13 protein-coding genes and 2 pseudogenes are annotated in these 14512 nt (G+C 70.9%); 5 read left to right on the top strand and 10 right to left on the bottom strand.

Translation table 11 applies throughout. The features are described 5' to 3' along the window. Positions 1-3: 3 nt before the first annotated feature. Both OC490_RS19185 and OC490_RS19180 read right to left on the bottom strand, forming a co-directional pair. Positions 4-1251 (bottom strand): PotD/PotF family extracellular solute-binding protein, encoded by a 1248-nt coding sequence (locus tag OC490_RS19185; RefSeq protein WP_262059167.1) that lies wholly within the window; start codon positions 1249-1251, stop codon positions 4-6. A gap of 56 nt (positions 1252-1307) precedes the next feature. Beyond that, positions 1308-2843, bottom strand: coding sequence for a gamma-aminobutyraldehyde dehydrogenase (locus OC490_RS19180; RefSeq protein WP_262059166.1), 1536 nt, complete (start codon positions 2841-2843; stop codon positions 1308-1310). Positions 2844-3054: 211 nt separating this feature from the next. Here OC490_RS19180 and OC490_RS19175 point away from each other — a divergent pair, with 211 nt between their 5' ends. Continuing rightward, positions 3055-3642 (top strand): NADAR family protein, encoded by a 588-nt coding sequence (locus OC490_RS19175; protein WP_262059165.1) that lies wholly within the window; start codon positions 3055-3057, stop codon positions 3640-3642. Positions 3643-3693: 51 nt separating this feature from the next. Here OC490_RS19175 and OC490_RS19170 read toward each other — a convergent pair whose 3' ends face one another. Next, on the bottom strand, positions 3694-4521 hold the full coding sequence (locus OC490_RS19170) for a DUF4190 domain-containing protein (protein WP_262059164.1): 828 nt from the start codon (positions 4519-4521) through the stop codon (positions 3694-3696). A 494-nt stretch (positions 4522-5015) separates the two neighbouring features. On the opposite strand from OC490_RS19170, the pseudogene OC490_RS19165 reads away from it, so the two are divergent. The 3 genes and pseudogenes from OC490_RS19165 to OC490_RS19155 all read left to right on the top strand — a co-directional run. Then, positions 5016-6170, top strand: a pseudogene (locus OC490_RS19165) (adenosine deaminase); the annotation flags it as partial. A gap of 37 nt (positions 6171-6207) precedes the next feature. Beyond that, positions 6208-6894 carry a glycerophosphodiester phosphodiesterase gene (locus OC490_RS19160; RefSeq protein WP_262059163.1) on the top strand — a complete coding sequence of 229 codons (687 nt, stop codon included), beginning with the start codon at positions 6208-6210 and terminating at the stop codon, positions 6892-6894. Positions 6895-6973: 79 nt separating this feature from the next. Continuing rightward, a pseudogene (locus OC490_RS19155) lies at positions 6974-7239 on the top strand (winged helix-turn-helix transcriptional regulator). Here OC490_RS19155 and OC490_RS19150 read toward each other — a convergent pair. Continuing rightward, the gene (locus OC490_RS19150; RefSeq protein ID WP_262059162.1) at positions 7221-9122 is read right to left on the bottom strand and encodes an RNA polymerase sigma factor; all 1902 of its coding nucleotides are present in this window, start codon (positions 9120-9122) and stop codon (positions 7221-7223) included. The pseudogene OC490_RS19155 and the gene OC490_RS19150 sit on opposite strands and share 19 nt — an antisense overlap. A 43-nt stretch (positions 9123-9165) precedes the next feature. Next, positions 9166-10491 carry an alginate lyase family protein gene (locus tag OC490_RS19145; RefSeq protein WP_262059161.1) on the bottom strand — a complete coding sequence of 442 codons (1326 nt, stop codon included), beginning with the start codon at positions 10489-10491 and terminating at the stop codon, positions 9166-9168. Between the two features lie 255 nt (positions 10492-10746). Between OC490_RS19145 and OC490_RS19140 the strand changes: the two genes are divergently transcribed. Further along, complete coding sequence (locus OC490_RS19140) at positions 10747-11904, top strand: serine hydrolase domain-containing protein (protein ID WP_262059160.1); 1158 nt, start codon at positions 10747-10749, stop codon at positions 11902-11904. Here the strand turns inward: OC490_RS19140 and OC490_RS19135 are convergent. From OC490_RS19135 to OC490_RS19115, 5 genes are all read right to left on the bottom strand, one after another. Then, a complete protein-coding gene (locus tag OC490_RS19135) occupies positions 11897-12421 on the bottom strand; it encodes a hypothetical protein (protein ID WP_262059159.1) in 525 nt (174 codons plus the stop codon). The genes OC490_RS19140 and OC490_RS19135 overlap by 8 nt on opposite strands. Positions 12422-12532: 111 nt before the next feature. Then, on the bottom strand, positions 12533-12988 hold the full coding sequence (locus OC490_RS19130) for a hypothetical protein (protein WP_262059158.1): 456 nt from the start codon (positions 12986-12988) through the stop codon (positions 12533-12535). Next, a complete protein-coding gene (locus tag OC490_RS19125; RefSeq protein WP_262059250.1) occupies positions 12972-13463 on the bottom strand; it encodes an RNA polymerase sigma factor in 492 nt (163 codons plus the stop codon). Before OC490_RS19125 ends, OC490_RS19130 begins: the two co-directional genes overlap by 17 nt. Positions 13464-13549: 86 nt before the next feature. Next, positions 13550-14200, bottom strand: a complete 651-nt coding sequence (locus tag OC490_RS19120; protein WP_262059157.1) for a class F sortase — start codon at positions 14198-14200, stop codon at positions 13550-13552. Next, on the bottom strand, positions 14197-14512 hold a 316-nt coding region (locus OC490_RS19115), incomplete at its 5' end, for a Tat pathway signal sequence domain protein (protein ID WP_262059156.1). The genes OC490_RS19120 and OC490_RS19115, both read right to left, overlap by 4 nt.

The following is a 14512-nucleotide window of genomic DNA, read 5'->3' as shown; positions in this document are numbered from 1 at the left end:
TCGTCACGCCCCTGTGAGCTTTGCGAACTTCTGCTGGTAGGCCGTCTCTTCCTTCGAGCTCAGGGAGCGGAAGGCGTGGGACTTGGCCGCCATGGCCTTGTCGGGAAGGATCAGCGGGTTGCTCGCCGCCGACTTGTCGATCTTCGCGAGATACGGCTTCACGTCCGCGACGGGGCTGACGTAGTTGACGTAGGCGGCGAGTTCGGCGGCCGGTTCGGGCTCGTAGTAGTAGTCGATCAGCCGCTCGGCGTTCGTCTTGTGGCGCGCCTTGTTGGGGATCAGCAGGTTGTCGGTCGACGTCATGTAGCCGGCCTCGGGGATGACGTAGCCGACGTCCGGGTTGTCCGACTGGAGCTGGACGATGTCGCCGCCCCAGGCGACACAGGCCGCGAAGTCGCCCTTGGTGAGGTCGGACGTGTAGTCGTTGCCGGTGAAGCGGCGGATCTGGCCCTTGTCGACGGCCTTCTGGAGGCGGGCGATGACCGCGTCGTAGTCGTCGGTGGTGAACTTCGCCGGGTCCTTGCCCATGTCGAGCATGGTCATGCCGACGCTGTCGCGCATCTCGGTGAGGAAGCCGACGCGGCCCTTGAGCTTGGCGTTGTCGAGCAGGTCGGAGATCGACTTCACCTCGACGCCGTCGAGCGCCTTCTTGTTGTAGGCGATGACGGTCGAGATGCCCTGCCATACGTACGAGTACGCCCGGCCCGGGTCCCAGTCGGGGCTGCGGAACTGGTCCGACAGGTTGGCGTAGGCGTGCGGCAGGTTGGACGCGTCCAGTTTCTGGACGTAGCCAAGCCGGATCATGCGGGCGGCCAGCCAGTCGGTGAGGACGATCAGGTCGCGGCCGGTGGACTGGCCGGCGGCGAGCTGCGGCTGGATCTTGCCGAAGAACTCGTCGTTGTCGTTGATGTCCTCGGTGTACTTGACCTTGATGCCGGTCCGCTTGGTGAACGCGTCCAGGGTCGGACGGTGCTTGCCGCTGTCGTCCGTGTCGATGTACTCGGGCCAGTTCGAGAAGTCGATCTCCTTCTCCGTGGCCGAGTGGTCGTCGGCGGACACGCCGCCCTGTGTCTTGCCTGCCGCGGGGATCCCGCAGCCGCTCAGGGCCCCGAGTCCGCCGACGGCGAGCGCGCCGCCCGCGGAGGCGCGCAGCACCGAACGGCGGGTCATCGCGGACCTGCTCTTGCGGAAGCTGCGCCGCACGGCGGCCACTTCGGCCGGGGTCAGGCGGTCGGGCTCGTACTGCTTCATGCGCGTGCTGCCCTTTCGGGAGGAGACGGCCGCGGCTGGGGCGGTCGTCAGTTCTGCTATCGGTCCCCGAAGATCGTGCGGTGCCAGTCCTTGCGGGCCACCGCCGTGTTGTCGAACATGACGTGCTTGATCTGGGTGTACTCCTCGAACGAGTAGGCGGACATGTCCTTGCCGAAGCCGGACGCCTTGTAGCCGCCGTGGGGCATCTCGCTGATGATCGGGATGTGGTCGTTGATCCACACGCAGCCCGCCCTGATCTCGCGGGTCGCGCGGTTGGCCCGGTAGACGTCCCGGCTCCAGGCGGAGGCGGCGAGGCCGTACGGGGTGTCGTTGGCGAGCGCGATGCCTTCGTCGTCGGTGTCGAAGGGCAGCACTACGAGGACCGGTCCGAACAGCTCGGACTGCACGATCTCGCTGTCCTGGGCGGCGTCCGCGACCAGGGTGGGGCGATAGTACGCGCCGTTCTTGAGATCTCCCTGAGGAGCCTCGCCGCCGGTCACCACGCGCGCGTAGCCACGCGCCCGGTCGACGAACCCGGCCACACGGTCGCGCTGGACGTGCGAGATCAGCGGCCCGAGGTCGGTGCCCGGGGCGAAGGGATCGCCGACCCTGACACTCGCCATGAGGGCGGCGGTCTTCTGGACGAACGCTTCGTAGAGGGGCCTTTGCACGTACGCGCGCGTGGCGGCCGTGCAGTCCTGCCCGGTGTTGATGAGCGAACCGGCGACGGCTCCGTTGACGGCGGCTTCGAGGTCGGCGTCGTCGAAGACCACGAAGGGTGCCTTGCCGCCGAGCTCCAGGTGGATGCGCTTGACGGTGGCGGTCGCGATCTCGGCGACGCGCTTGCCGACGGCGGTGGACCCGGTGAAGGACGTCATGGCCACATCGGGATGGCCGACCAGATGCTCACCGGCGACCTTCCCCGTCCCCGTGATGATGTTGATGACACCGTCCGGGATGCCGGCCTCGGTGGCGGCCTGCGCGAACATCAGCGAGGTGAGCGGGGTCAGCTCGGCGGGCTTCAGGACGATCGTGTTGCCCGCGGCGATCGCCGGAAGGATCTTCCAGGCGGCCATCTGGAGGGGGTAGTTCCAGGGCGCGATGGAGCCGACGACACCGATGGGTTCACGGCGTACGTACGACGTGTGGTCGCCCGAGTACTCACCGGCGGACTGCCCCTGCAGATGCCGTGCGGCACCGGCGAAGAAGGCCGTGTTGTCGATGGTGCCGGGGATGTCGAACTCGCGGGTCAGCTTGAGGGGCTTGCCGCACTGCAGGGACTCGGCGCGGGCGAAGTCGTCCGCGCGCTCGGCCAGCACGGCGGCGAAGCGGTGCAGCGCGTCGGAGCGCTCGCCGGGGGTGGCGCCCGACCAGCCCGGGAAGGCGGCGCGGGCGGCGGCCACGGCCGCGTCCACGTCCGCCGTGCCGGCCAGCTCGTACGTGTACACGTCCTCGCCGGTGGCGGGGTCGACGACCGCGTGGGTACGGCCCGAGGTGCCCTTGGTCAGGCGGCCCGCGATGAACTGCGCGCCGTCCGCGAAGAACTCCTGAGCGGGGAATCGTTCCGGGGTCTCGCTGCCCGGGTGGTGCATGTCGCTCTCCTCCGCCTTCGCCCCGCTTCGTCCGCTGGCGGGTGGCGTAGCTCCAGCTCGATTTGAATGCCGATCCTGACAGAGCAAAGGGACTCCAACAAGTGATTCCGTTGTTGCCTTTTGGTTACGCGACGGAATCCTTCGACCAGGTGTCGAGTCCGTGTGGAAAAGGGGGGACGGAGTGTCAGTGGTGCCTGCAAGACTCGCGCGTATGGACGGGATCACGGGGAAGCTCGCGGCGGACGCCGCGGAAAAGATCGATTCGCAGGAAGCCCTGATCAGGGAAGTGCGCGCCGGGACCAGGGTCAAGTACCTGCACTTCTGGGGCCACCGGCCACGCCCGGACGGCCGCGTGAGCGCGAGTTGTCTGAGCCAGTGGTGGCCGTCGCCGTTCACAGTGGACGGGGTGACCTATGCGACCGCCGAGCACTGGATGATGGCGGGCAAGGCGCGGCTGTTCGGCGACGAGGACGCTCTCGCGCGGGTGCTGGCGGCGGGACATCCGTCCGCGGCCAAGAAGGCGGGGCGCCTGGTACGCGGCTTCGACGAGGAGATCTGGACGCGGGAGCGGTTCGGGATCGTCGTCGAGGGGAGCGTCCACAAGTTCGCCGCGGACGAGGAACTGCGGGCGTTTCTGCTGGGCACGGGTGAGCGCGTGCTGGTCGAGGCGAGCCCGGTGGACCGCGTATGGGGCATCGGCCTGGCAGCGGACGACCCGGCGGCGGAGGATCCCGAGCGGTGGCGGGGGCCGAACCTGCTCGGGTTCGCGTTGATGGAGGCGCGGGGGCGGTTGGGGTAGGGGGCGGGGGCGAGCCGCCGGGGGTGTGTTGGAGGGGTTCGGTTGTTGTGGTCAGCGCTGTGTCAGGGGCGGTGCCGACAGGCTCGGGGCCGAGTTGTAGGACGACGTCGAGTCGGAGTCCTGGTTGTCCCGCTCGTGCTCGTAGGCCGCGAAGCTGATGCCCAGCAGGGCGATCACGGCGAGGCCGAGGATGATTCCGACGATGCCCGTGATCAGACCAGCCTGGGCCTGACCCCGGTTCGTGGCCTCGCCCCGGTCGGCCCGCTTCTTGCCCTTGACACCGAGAACGATGGCGATGACACCGAGGACCACGGAGACGATGCCGTAGATGCAGAAGAGGCAGCAGGACAGGATGCCCAGCACCAGGGCCACGGTGCCCAGGTTGTTCTGCGGAGCCATCGGCATACCGGGCCAGCCGTAGGCCTGCGGGTAGCCGGGGTAGCCGGGGTAGCCGTAGCCGCCAGGCATTCCCGGGGCGCCCGGCATGCCGGGTCCGGCGGGGGCGTTGGGCGGGCCGTAACCGGGAGCGCCGTAGCTGGGGAGGCCCGGGGGTGTGCCGGGGTGGCCGTAGCCGGGTGCGCCTGAAGCGGGTGGGGTTCCAGGCGTCCCGGAAGCAGGCGGGGCGAAGCCGTCGGTCGGGAGGGCGGTCATGGTGGGCTGGTAGTGCAGGGACGGCGACTGCGGCGGAGGCTGCTGGGACTGGGCAGCGGCGGGTGGCTGGTCCTGCGGGTGTGTGTGCTGGCCGGAGGCGGGTGGGTAAGGCTGTGGCCCGGGGGCGGGCGGCTGTGCGCCCTTCTCCAGTGATGGCCTGCTTTCCGGGGGCGCCCACGGGTCGTCGTTCGCGCCCGGGCCACCGTCCGGCTGTGTCTGGTCCCCCATGTCCCGTCCCCGTCCCCGTTGGTCGATCGTCAGGCGAACCATGCTAGAGCGTTCCCCTGACAGTTCCGCTACACGGGCGGGCACGGGTGCCGTCGGCCCGACCGGACATCACGGACGGCACCACGGGCGGCACCACGGGTCCCGACCGGGCGCGATCAGCCGCGCGCTGCCCGGCGGACACCACGAACGACACCCACCGCTCCGCTCCGGGCCGACGCGACCGGCTGCCGCCCACCGCCCACCGCGCACCGCCCGCTGGAAACAACGAACAGCACCATCGATCCCGACCAGTGCCATCACCCCCCGCCGCTCCCCACTCCCCACCGGACACTACGAACTGCACCGCCGATCCCGGCCGGCGCCCTCCGTCCACCGCCACCGGCACCCCCCACCAGCCCCGGCCCACTCCACACCACCTCAACCCAACCCAAACTAAACCACCCAAACCCACCCCAACCCGCCCGACTCCGTCCCCACCCTCGTCCCCGCCCACCCCGGCCTACGATGATCCCGAGTCATCGATCAGCCGATCACCCGCGTCCCGTACGGCACTGCCCGGGGCGCCGTTCCGGGGAGGAACCTTGTCCGACCACAGCGCCGTACCCGCCGCTGGTCAGGCCCGCGAGCTGCATGCCTTCATCGCCGGGCTGCCCAAGGCCGAGCTGCATGTCCATCACGTCGGTTCCGCCTCCCCGCGGATCGTCTCGGAGCTGGCCGCCCGGCACTCCGACTCCACGGTGCCCACCGACCCCGAGGCCCTGGTCGACTACTTCAGCTTCACGGACTTCGCGCACTTCATCGACGTGTATTTGTCGGTCGTGGATCTGATCCGCACGCCGGAGGACGTACGGCTGCTGACCTACGAAGTCGCCCGGGACATGGCCCGCCAGCAGGTGCGGTACGCCGAGCTGACCATCACGCCGTTCTCGTCGACGCGGCGCGGGATCGACGAGCGGGCGTTCATGGACGCGATCGAGGACGCCCGCAAGGCGGCCGAGGCCGAGTTCGGGACCGTACTGCGGTGGTGCTTCGACATTCCCGGTGAGGCGGGGTTGGAGGCGGCCGAGGAGACCGTGCGGCTCGCGACCGATGACCGGCTGCGGCCGGAGGGGCTCGTGTCGTTCGGGCTCGGCGGGCCGGAGATCGGGGTGCCCCGGCCGCAGTTCAAGCCGTACTTCGACCGGGCCATCGCGGCCGGCCTGCACTCCGTGCCGCACGCCGGTGAGACCACCGGGCCCGAGACGGTGTGGGACGCCCTGAACGAGCTGCGCGCCGAGCGCATCGGACACGGCACCAGTTCCGCGCAGGATCCCAAGCTGCTCGCCCATCTCGCCGAGCACGGCATCGCGCTGGAGGTCTGCCCGACCTCGAACATCGCCACCCGCGCGGTCCGCACGCTCGACGAGCACCCCCTCACGGAGTTCACCCGGGCGGGGGTGCTCGTGACGATCAACTCCGACGACCCGCCGATGTTCGGCACCGACCTGAACAACGAGTACGCGGTCGCCGCCCGCCTTCTCGACCTCGACGAGCGCGGTGTCGCCGACCTCGCGAAGAACGCCGTGGCGGCCTCCTTCCTCGACGCGGCGGGCAAGGCCCGTATCAACGAGGAGATCGACACCTACACCTCGGCGTGGCTCGCGCCCTGACGGTCGGCGCTCCCGCGACAACCAGCACAATGAGCCCATGGAGAACGTGACCGCCGTGGGCCATCGCGGCGACCCCTACCGTGCCCGTGAGAACACCGTCGACTCACTGCGTTCCGCGCTCGAACAGGGCGCGGACGCCGTCGAGTTCGACGTACGAGTGACCCGTGACGGCGTGCCCGTGCTGCTGCACGACGAGACGCTGCAACGGCTGTGGGAAGTGGACCGACCGCTGAAGTCGCTGTCGGTGGACGAGGTGCGCGGGCTCACGGACGGCGGGGTGCCGACGCTGGTGGAGGCGCTGGCCGCGACCGAGGGCAGCCGGGTGATGGTCGACCTGCCCGGCGCGGCCGACCCGCGGGCCGCGCGCCGGATCGTGGACGTGATCCGCGAGTACGGGGCGGACGACCGGGCGTACTACTGCGCGGGCGCCGACTCGATGCTCGCCGTGCGCGCGGCCGACCCGTCCGCCGAGATCGCCCTGACCTGGACCTCGCTCGCGCCGCCGCGCCCCGCGGTACTGGAAGCGGTACGGCCGCGCTGGCTCAACTACCGCTTCACACTGGTCGATCGGGACCTCGTCGCCCGGGTCCACCGTGACGGCTACCTCCTGTCGGTCTGGACCCCGGACACCCGACGCTCGATGCGCCGTCTGCTCGACCTGGGCGTCGACTCGATCACCACCAACCGCGTCGGTGTCCTGTGCGGGCTCAGGAAGAAGGGGTGAGGGCGGCGGCGGGGGCGCGCGGTTCCGTTCCTCTTCGCATGGCACGACAGTAGGAAGCCGCTCGGGCACCATGTGGTGCGTGACCTCCGACCCCGTGTTTCTCGCCGACTGCCGGGCCCGGCTCGCCTTCGAGCTGCTCGGCAACACCTGGACTGCGTAGTGCTGCTGTGGGCGCGGCGGTCCTACGGTGGTTCGCCGCCGCGGGTGGAGTACGAACTCACGGCGCTGGGGCGGACGTTGCTCGAACCGATCGACGCGTTCGGGGCCTGGGCCTTCGAGCACGGGGACGAGGTCGTGGCCGCGCAGGACGACTGCGCGCGGGGTGGTCAGACCCGGGAGGCCTGAGCGACCGTCGCCGGGTCGGCCGGGGTGGTGCGGGTGACGTACTGGGGTACCGGGGCGTTGTCCTTTCCGGTGTCGCGGGTCAGGCCGTAGCGGGTCGCGCCCTGGGTGGGGCCGGTGGTGATGTCCTGCTCCACGGCGTCCCAGGTGGTGGGGAAGACGTTGAGGCCGTAGTCGGCGCCGCGTTCGTTGACGGTGAGGGTGACGCTGCCGTCGACGTAGAAGTACTCGTTCTGCCACATCTGTTGGGTGCCGGTGGGCAGGACGTCGTAGCCGATGGTCTTGTTGCCCATGCCGGTGGCGGTGGGGTCGGTGGTGCTGACCGGGTCGTCCATGCGGCGACCGCCGCCCGAGGCCACGTGGAAGAGCTTGCCCTTCAGAGCGGTCCAACTCGGCATGACCAGCGCGCCGGAGCGGTACTGCGGTGAGATCTGCCAGCGGACGAGGACGTAACCCTGGCCGCTGAGCGTCACGTTGTCCCCGCGGTGGTTCATGGTGGCGTGCGCTCCGCCGGTGCTGGTGAGGCCGGCGGCCGGGCGGTGCGGGAGCGCTGCGGGTGGGGTGTCGGGGTTCGGGGCCCGGTCCACGGCGTCGACGACCGAGCCGTAGGGGGTGGTGGTCGTCTTCGACGGGGAGGGGGTGGGAGTCGGCGAGGGAGCGGTGGACCACGCGGGCGCTCCGGTGGCGGACGGGGCGGGGAAGGTACCAGCCGTGACTGTGGGGGTGAGGGCCTTCGGGGGCGGGTCGTCCGGGGTGTGGGTGACTGCGTACAGGCCGCCGGCGGCGATCGTGGCACCGGCTGCCACGGCGACGGCGGGCTTGGTCAACACCCCCAGCAACTTGGCCGACCACCCGGCGGGCGTACCGGCGGAACCGGCGGCCCCCGCGACACCCGGGACTCCGGCCGCGCCCGCCGAACCCACGGCCCCGGCCCCGTGCACCGCACCCGTCGCACCCGCCGATCCCACGGAGCCCGCCGCTCCTGCCGCCCCCACGGACCCGCCCGCCCCGACGACACCAGCAGCCCCCACCGCGCCAGCCGCCCCGCTCGCCCCACCCGTCCCACTTGCCCCGGCCGCAAAGGCCGCCCCCGCCATTCCCGCCGCAGCCGCCGTCTTCGCGCCGAAGGCCAGTGACAAGGTGAAGCCGAGCGGGAGGGGGACCAGGGCGATGCCGACGAGGAGGCGTTCCGCCGGTACGACGGACTCTCGGGGGTCGCCGCAGTAGGCGCAGCCTCGTAGGTGGCGGGCCAGGCGTTTGCGCCAGACCGAGTCCTGGCGGCCGTCCCAGCGGGCGGTGACCTCGCGGAGATCGGGGCAGGCGCCGTCGAGAGCGCGGACGATGCCCCGGGCCGTCTCCAGGCGTTCCTTCATGCGCTGGACGCGGACCGCCGCGTGCTGGCGGCTGATGCCCACCGCCGACGCCAGTTCGCGGCGGGTGAGTTCGCCGCCGACCTCCAGCCACCACAGGGAGAGGAGTTGTCGGTCCTCGTCGTCGAGCCAGCGCACCGCCTCCGCGACCTCGCGCCGCTGGCCCTCCAACTGGAGCCGCAGGACCGTGAGTTCGGCGAAGTCGGCAGCGTCGCCCGGTAGCCCGTCCGGGAGTTGGTCGGGGGACTTGCGGCGGCGGGCCCGGTCCCGGATCTGGCGCATGGCGATCGCGACCAGCCAGGACCGGAAGCTGTCGGGGTCACGGAGCGAGCCGAGGTGGTCGACTGCGCGGAGCATCGTCTCCTGGACCACGTCGTCCACGTCGGCGTGGCCGTTGAGGGCGCGGCCGACCACGTTGTAGACCAACGGCAGCCAGCCCGCGACCAGTTCGTCCAGGGCCCGCCGGTCACCGGCCTGTGCCGCCGCGATGGTCGAGTGCCACTGCCGTCCGTCCATGTCGCCCTTCGCCCTCCCCGGTGTCACGTGGTCGACGACGGTGTCACTTGCTGTACAGCAGTGTTCCGAAGCCGAGTTGGTCGTAGCCGCCGCTGTTGGGCCCGTAGTCGCCGCCACCGCCCTCCGCACGCACCTTCTCAGCCATGAGGGTGATGAACGGGGTGCTCAGGCGCCGTCGACGGGCGTAGTGGTTGTACAGAATCTCCCAAACCGGGCGAACGGCGCCCCGGGCTATGTCGGAGATCACAGGTTGATCCATGTATCGTCCGGCGCCCTGTCCGCTGCGCCAGGCGTACGTCGTGAAGGGCACGGCCGCGCCGAGGTTGTACTTGGCGACGTACTCGGCGGCCTTCATGAACCGGTTGTCGAGGTGGCCGTAGAGGTCGACGCCCTGGTTCCAGGCCATCTCGCAGATCGCGCCCATGAGGCCCATGCCCATCATGGTGTGGCCCTGGTCCCGGCCGCTCTCCTGCCACTGGGCGAGGTTCTGGCCGCCGTAGACGAAGGGGATGGCGTGCTTGAACGAGCCGTTGCCCGCACCGGACTTCATGTAGGTCACCGCGCGTTCGAAGGTGGCGCGGTCGTCGCACAGGATGCCGGTGGCCATGAGGGAGGCGACGTTGCACAGGTCCCAATTGGCCCAGTAGTTGGTGATGTTGGCGGTGTTGTGGTTGGTCAGGAAGTCGGTGTTCATCGGCATGAAGACGGTGCGCAGCATCTTCTTGAAGCGGGCGAACTCGAAGTCCGGGTGGTCGCGGACGAGTTCGGCCGCGTTGGCGAACTGGTAGCCGTAGATGCCGGAGGCGAGGAAGCGGTCGGCGTTGCCGTTGACCGAAGTGAGCGTGGCCGACCAGGCGTTGAGGATGGCGACGGCCGTGTCGCCGTTGGCCTTGGTGCCGCCGATCTGCCAACGCAGGGCGTTCTGGTAGGCGGCGTGGATGTCGTTGTAGAGGGTGACGTAGTTCTGGCCGGTGCCGCCGCGGACGACGACGGCCTGCGGGCGGGGCTGCCAGGTGCTCGCGGAGTGCCTGTTGTCGGTGAGCCGCGTCCAGCCCTTCAGCCAGGGGGCCTTGCGGGCGGCGACGCGGACCTTGGCGCGGTGCAGGTCACCGGCGTTGTGCAGCATGCCCGGGTGGATCAGAGCCTGCGGCCGGGCGGTGGCGGTGCCGATGGCCGTGCCCGTGCCGGGCTGCGCGGCATCCGCGCCGCCGCCGGAGAACGCGGCGATCCCGCCGCCGACGACTCCCGCCGCCGCGACTCCGCCACCGAGCGTGAACAGGCCCCGGCGGGTGAGGCGGTGCCTGTTCGCGGGCTTGCGGGCGCCGGTCGGCTCGGACGGGCTGGTCGGCTCGGGTGCATGCGTGGCCATGTGGGTGGCTCCGGTGCGTGAGGGGACTGGGGACGCAGGGGGAGACGGAGTGAAGGGTTCGGCGATAACAGTTTTTACGGCCGCTACGGCGCCGAGTCGGATCCCGTAGGGGGAAACCCGGGTAAATCCCTTGCCCTGTAAGGGAGTTGGTCCGGGTGTCACCAGGGGCGGGTGCCCTCCTCGCCGACGATCCGGGAACGGGCGTACCGGACGAGGCTGATCACCGACACCCGCCGGAGATTCCAGGAGCAGCCGATGCGCGCCCGCCGCCGCACCACCGTCCTCACCGCCTCCCTCGTCCTCGCGCTCGCGGCCGGGCCGCTGGCCGCACCCGCGTTCGCCGTGTCCTCGTCCGCCTCGACTGCCGTACGGGGGACGGCCGGTCCGGACGCCGAGGCGCTGCGCGCGGCGCTCGCCGGGCTGCCGGACGCGGATGCCACGGCGGCTCTCGTGCGGGTGGGAGGGACGGACGGGAGCTGGCGCGGGAGTGCCGGGGTGCACGATCTGGAGAGCGGTGCCGCCGCCGATCCCGACGCGCGTTTCCGGGCCGGTTCGACGACGAAGGTCGTGACGGCTGCGACCGTGCTGCGGCTGGCGGCGCAGGGGAAGGTCGACCTGGACACACCGGTCCAGCACTATCTGCCGGGGCTGCTCACGAAGGCCTTCGAGCCCATATCCGTACGGCAGTTGCTGAACCACACGAGTGGTATCCAGGCCGGTGACGGTTTCGGGGACGCCTTCGAGGACCAGTACGCGCACCGCTTCGACACGCTCACGCCGAGGGAGGTGGTGGCGTCGGCGGTGGCGAAGGGGCCGGAGTTCCGGCCGGGTGAGCGGCAGGACTACCTCAACATCAACTACACGATCCTCGGCCTGCTGGTCGAGAGAGTGACGGGACACTCGTACGCCTCGGAGGCCACCCGGCTCGTGCTGCGGCCGGCAGGCATGCGGGACACGTACTTCCCCGGCACCGACCCGCGGATCCGCGGCCCGCACAACCACGGTTACCAGGTGGTCCAACAGGCCGACGGCACAACGAAGTTCGTCGACGTCACGGATTGGAACCAGGCGGACCGGTGGGCGGCCGGCGACATGATCTCGACGACCGCCGATCTGGAGCGGCTGGTCACGGCGCTGTTCCGGGGGCGGATCGTGCCGGGGCCGCAGCTGAAGGAGATGTTCACGGTGCCTGCCGGTGTCGAGGGCGCCGGTTACAGCGCCGGGCTCCAGCGCTTCGAGTACGGCGGGAAGGTGTACTGGCTCAAGTCCGGTGCCCGGTACGGCTACAGCACGGTGGTCCTCGCCACCCGCGACCTGTCCCGCACGCTCGTCTACTCGGTCGACTCGACGGACGCCAAGGGCGAGTCGATGAACGCGGTCGCGATGCGGATCGCGCTGGCCGCGCTCAAGTAGCCGGTGCGGGGGCGGGAGTTGGCGCGAGTACTGCTTCCAGGCGCTTGATCTTCTTCCGTACGACGTACAGCGGGACGATCCCGATGACCCCGAAGGACATGTCGATCACCGTCCACCAGAGGGGAATTCCGCGGATCGGTCCGCAGACCAGAGCGAGCGGGATGATTCCGGCGCAGGCGATCATCCCGAACTCGACGACCCAGATGTTGCGGACGGGGTCGCGGTAGGGGCCGTAGAAGGCGACCGCGATGACGAGGTGGGCGAAGGCCAGCCAGTCCGTGCCGTAGAGGAGGAAGGGGTAGTCGGTGTCGGCGGTGTCGAGTCCCTGGCGTACGCGCTCGATCCAGTCCGCGAGGGCGGGCAGGTGGTGCGGTACGGACAGGGACGTCAACACGCCCTCGGTCCAGCGGAGTTCGTGGACCAGCGGGAAGGCGGTGGCGCCGCTGAGCACCAGACAGACGACGAACAGGCCAAGCCAGACGCGGATGCCCTTCAGGAGGGCGGCTCTGTCGTTCATGGCGGCAGCCTACGCCCATAATTGAACACGTTCAAAACAATCGGCGGCTCTGTCCTCCGTCACCACGCGTCCCAGCGCAATGCCTGCTGCGAGGGGTCAGGAGTGCGGGAGTTACCGCGTGCGGGTCGGTACGGCCGAGGGGGCGACGGTTCGGGACGTGGCGGAGGCCGATGCCGTGGGGGTCCTGGACGGTTCCGTGGTGGGGGCGCTCGTGCGACTCGGGTCCACGCTGGCGCTGGGCGCCTTGGTGGCGGGCAGGGGGGCCGGAGTCGTGGGAGTGCTGCTCGCGGGGGGTGGGGCGAGGGGGACCGTGGGGGTCACCGGTGCGTCGTGGTGGGCCAGGCGCAACGGGAGGGCGGCGAGGACGAGGACCGCGCAGGTCGCGCCGGCGCCGGCCGCCGCGCGGAGCAGGCGGCGGCGGTGCGCGCCGCGGCGGATCGACTCGTAGCGGCCGGGGGGCGGGCCCAGGTACTCGGCGGAGGAGGGCCGCAGGATGACCGTGAGGGGGTCGTCGAGGGCGAAGTCGGGCTCCCGCCCCTCGTCCTCCTCGTCAAAGTGTGTGGTCAAGGCTTCTCCTCAGATGGGCTCGGAGCAGTTCGCGGGCCGCGTGGAGGTCGGCCTTGATGGTTCCTTCCTTGCGCCCGGTCAACACGGACACCTCCCGGATCGGCATGTCAGCGTAGTAGTGCAGGAGGATCGGGACGCGCAGTCGTTCCGGCAGCGACTGCACGAGCAGCCGTACGGACGGGTCGGCCTGTTCGGCGGGCGGTCGTACCGCTTCCTCGGTGGTGGCGCGGCGCACGGCCCGGCGTTCGCGCTCCAGTTTGCGCCAGTGGTCCCGGACCAGGTTGGCCGCGGTGACGTAGAGGAAACCGCGCGGTTCCGCCACCTTCGTCCAGCGGGCCCAGAGCCGGGTGAAGGCCTCGGAGGCGATCTCGTGGGCCGTCTCGTCGTCGTCGACGAGCCGGCGGCACCAGCCGGCGAGGCGCGGGTAGACGGCGGCGAACAGTTCGGACGCTGCCGTCTCGCGGGACCGTTTCAACATGCTCCGTAGGGGGGTGGTGAGGTTCACCGGGGAAGACCCCGGACCGCCGGCACGGGTTCCGGCGGTCCGGGATCCGGACCGGGTCAGGGGCTCGCGGAGGTCAGTGCCGCGAAGACGATCACGTTGTCGAGATATCCCGTACCGGTACGGGTCCCGCCGCAGGTGATGAGCCGCAGTTCGGGGCGGTCCACGTTCCCGTACACCTCGTCCGACGGGAAGTCGGCCTTGGCGACCGTCCGTACGGCGGTGACGGTGAACGTGGCCGTCGTACCGTTCTCCAGGACCGCGTCGATCCGCTCCCCCACGCGCAGCAGCGCGAGGTGGCGGAAGACCCCGTCCCCGTACGCGCCGACCGTCACATGCCCGAGAATCACCGACGGCCCGGTCCGGCCGGGGGTCGGCGAGTACCGGTACCAGCCCGCCCGGTCGTGCGCCGTGATCGGCGGCACCTGCACGGTGCCGTCCGCGGCCAGCCCCAGCTGCATGACCGGGGTGTCGACCCCGATGGCCGGGACGCGCAGGGTGACCGGGACGGACCGCGCGAGGGCGTGCACCGCCTTGGTGCCGGTCCGCGCCGAGGACGTCTGACTCCCCGGCTGCGAACCACCCTGCCCCGAACTCCCTTGCTTCGCGGCGGAGTTCGTGGTCGGGGCGGTCCCGTGTCCGCCGCCGCAGCCGGTGAGCAGGGCCGCCGCCGATGCCGTGACGAAGGCGCGCCTGGAGAGCGAGGTCATGCCCCGGTCGCCCTCCGGCGCCGTACGACGACGAAGGCGCCGCCACCGACGACGGCCGCGGCGGCTGCCCCGCCGATCAGGGTGGTCGACAGGTCGCCCGACGACTTCGACGCCGGCGCGACACCGGTGTCCGGGGCGCCGCGGGGGACGGTGGCGACCTGGCTCGGCGCCACGGTCGGTTCGGCGGAGGGCTCGGCGCTCGCGCGCGGGTCGGTGGTGGCGCTGGGGACCGGGGTCGGCACCCGGGTGGCGCTCGCCACCGGGGACGGTGCGGCGGTCGCGGCGCGGGTGGGTGACGCGGATGCCCCGTCG

It is taken from the genome of Streptomyces sp. STR69, assembly GCF_024519455.1.
Classification (GTDB): Bacteria; Actinomycetota; Actinomycetes; order Streptomycetales; family Streptomycetaceae; genus Streptomyces.
This window is presented reverse-complemented; position numbering and strand designations above follow the sequence as displayed.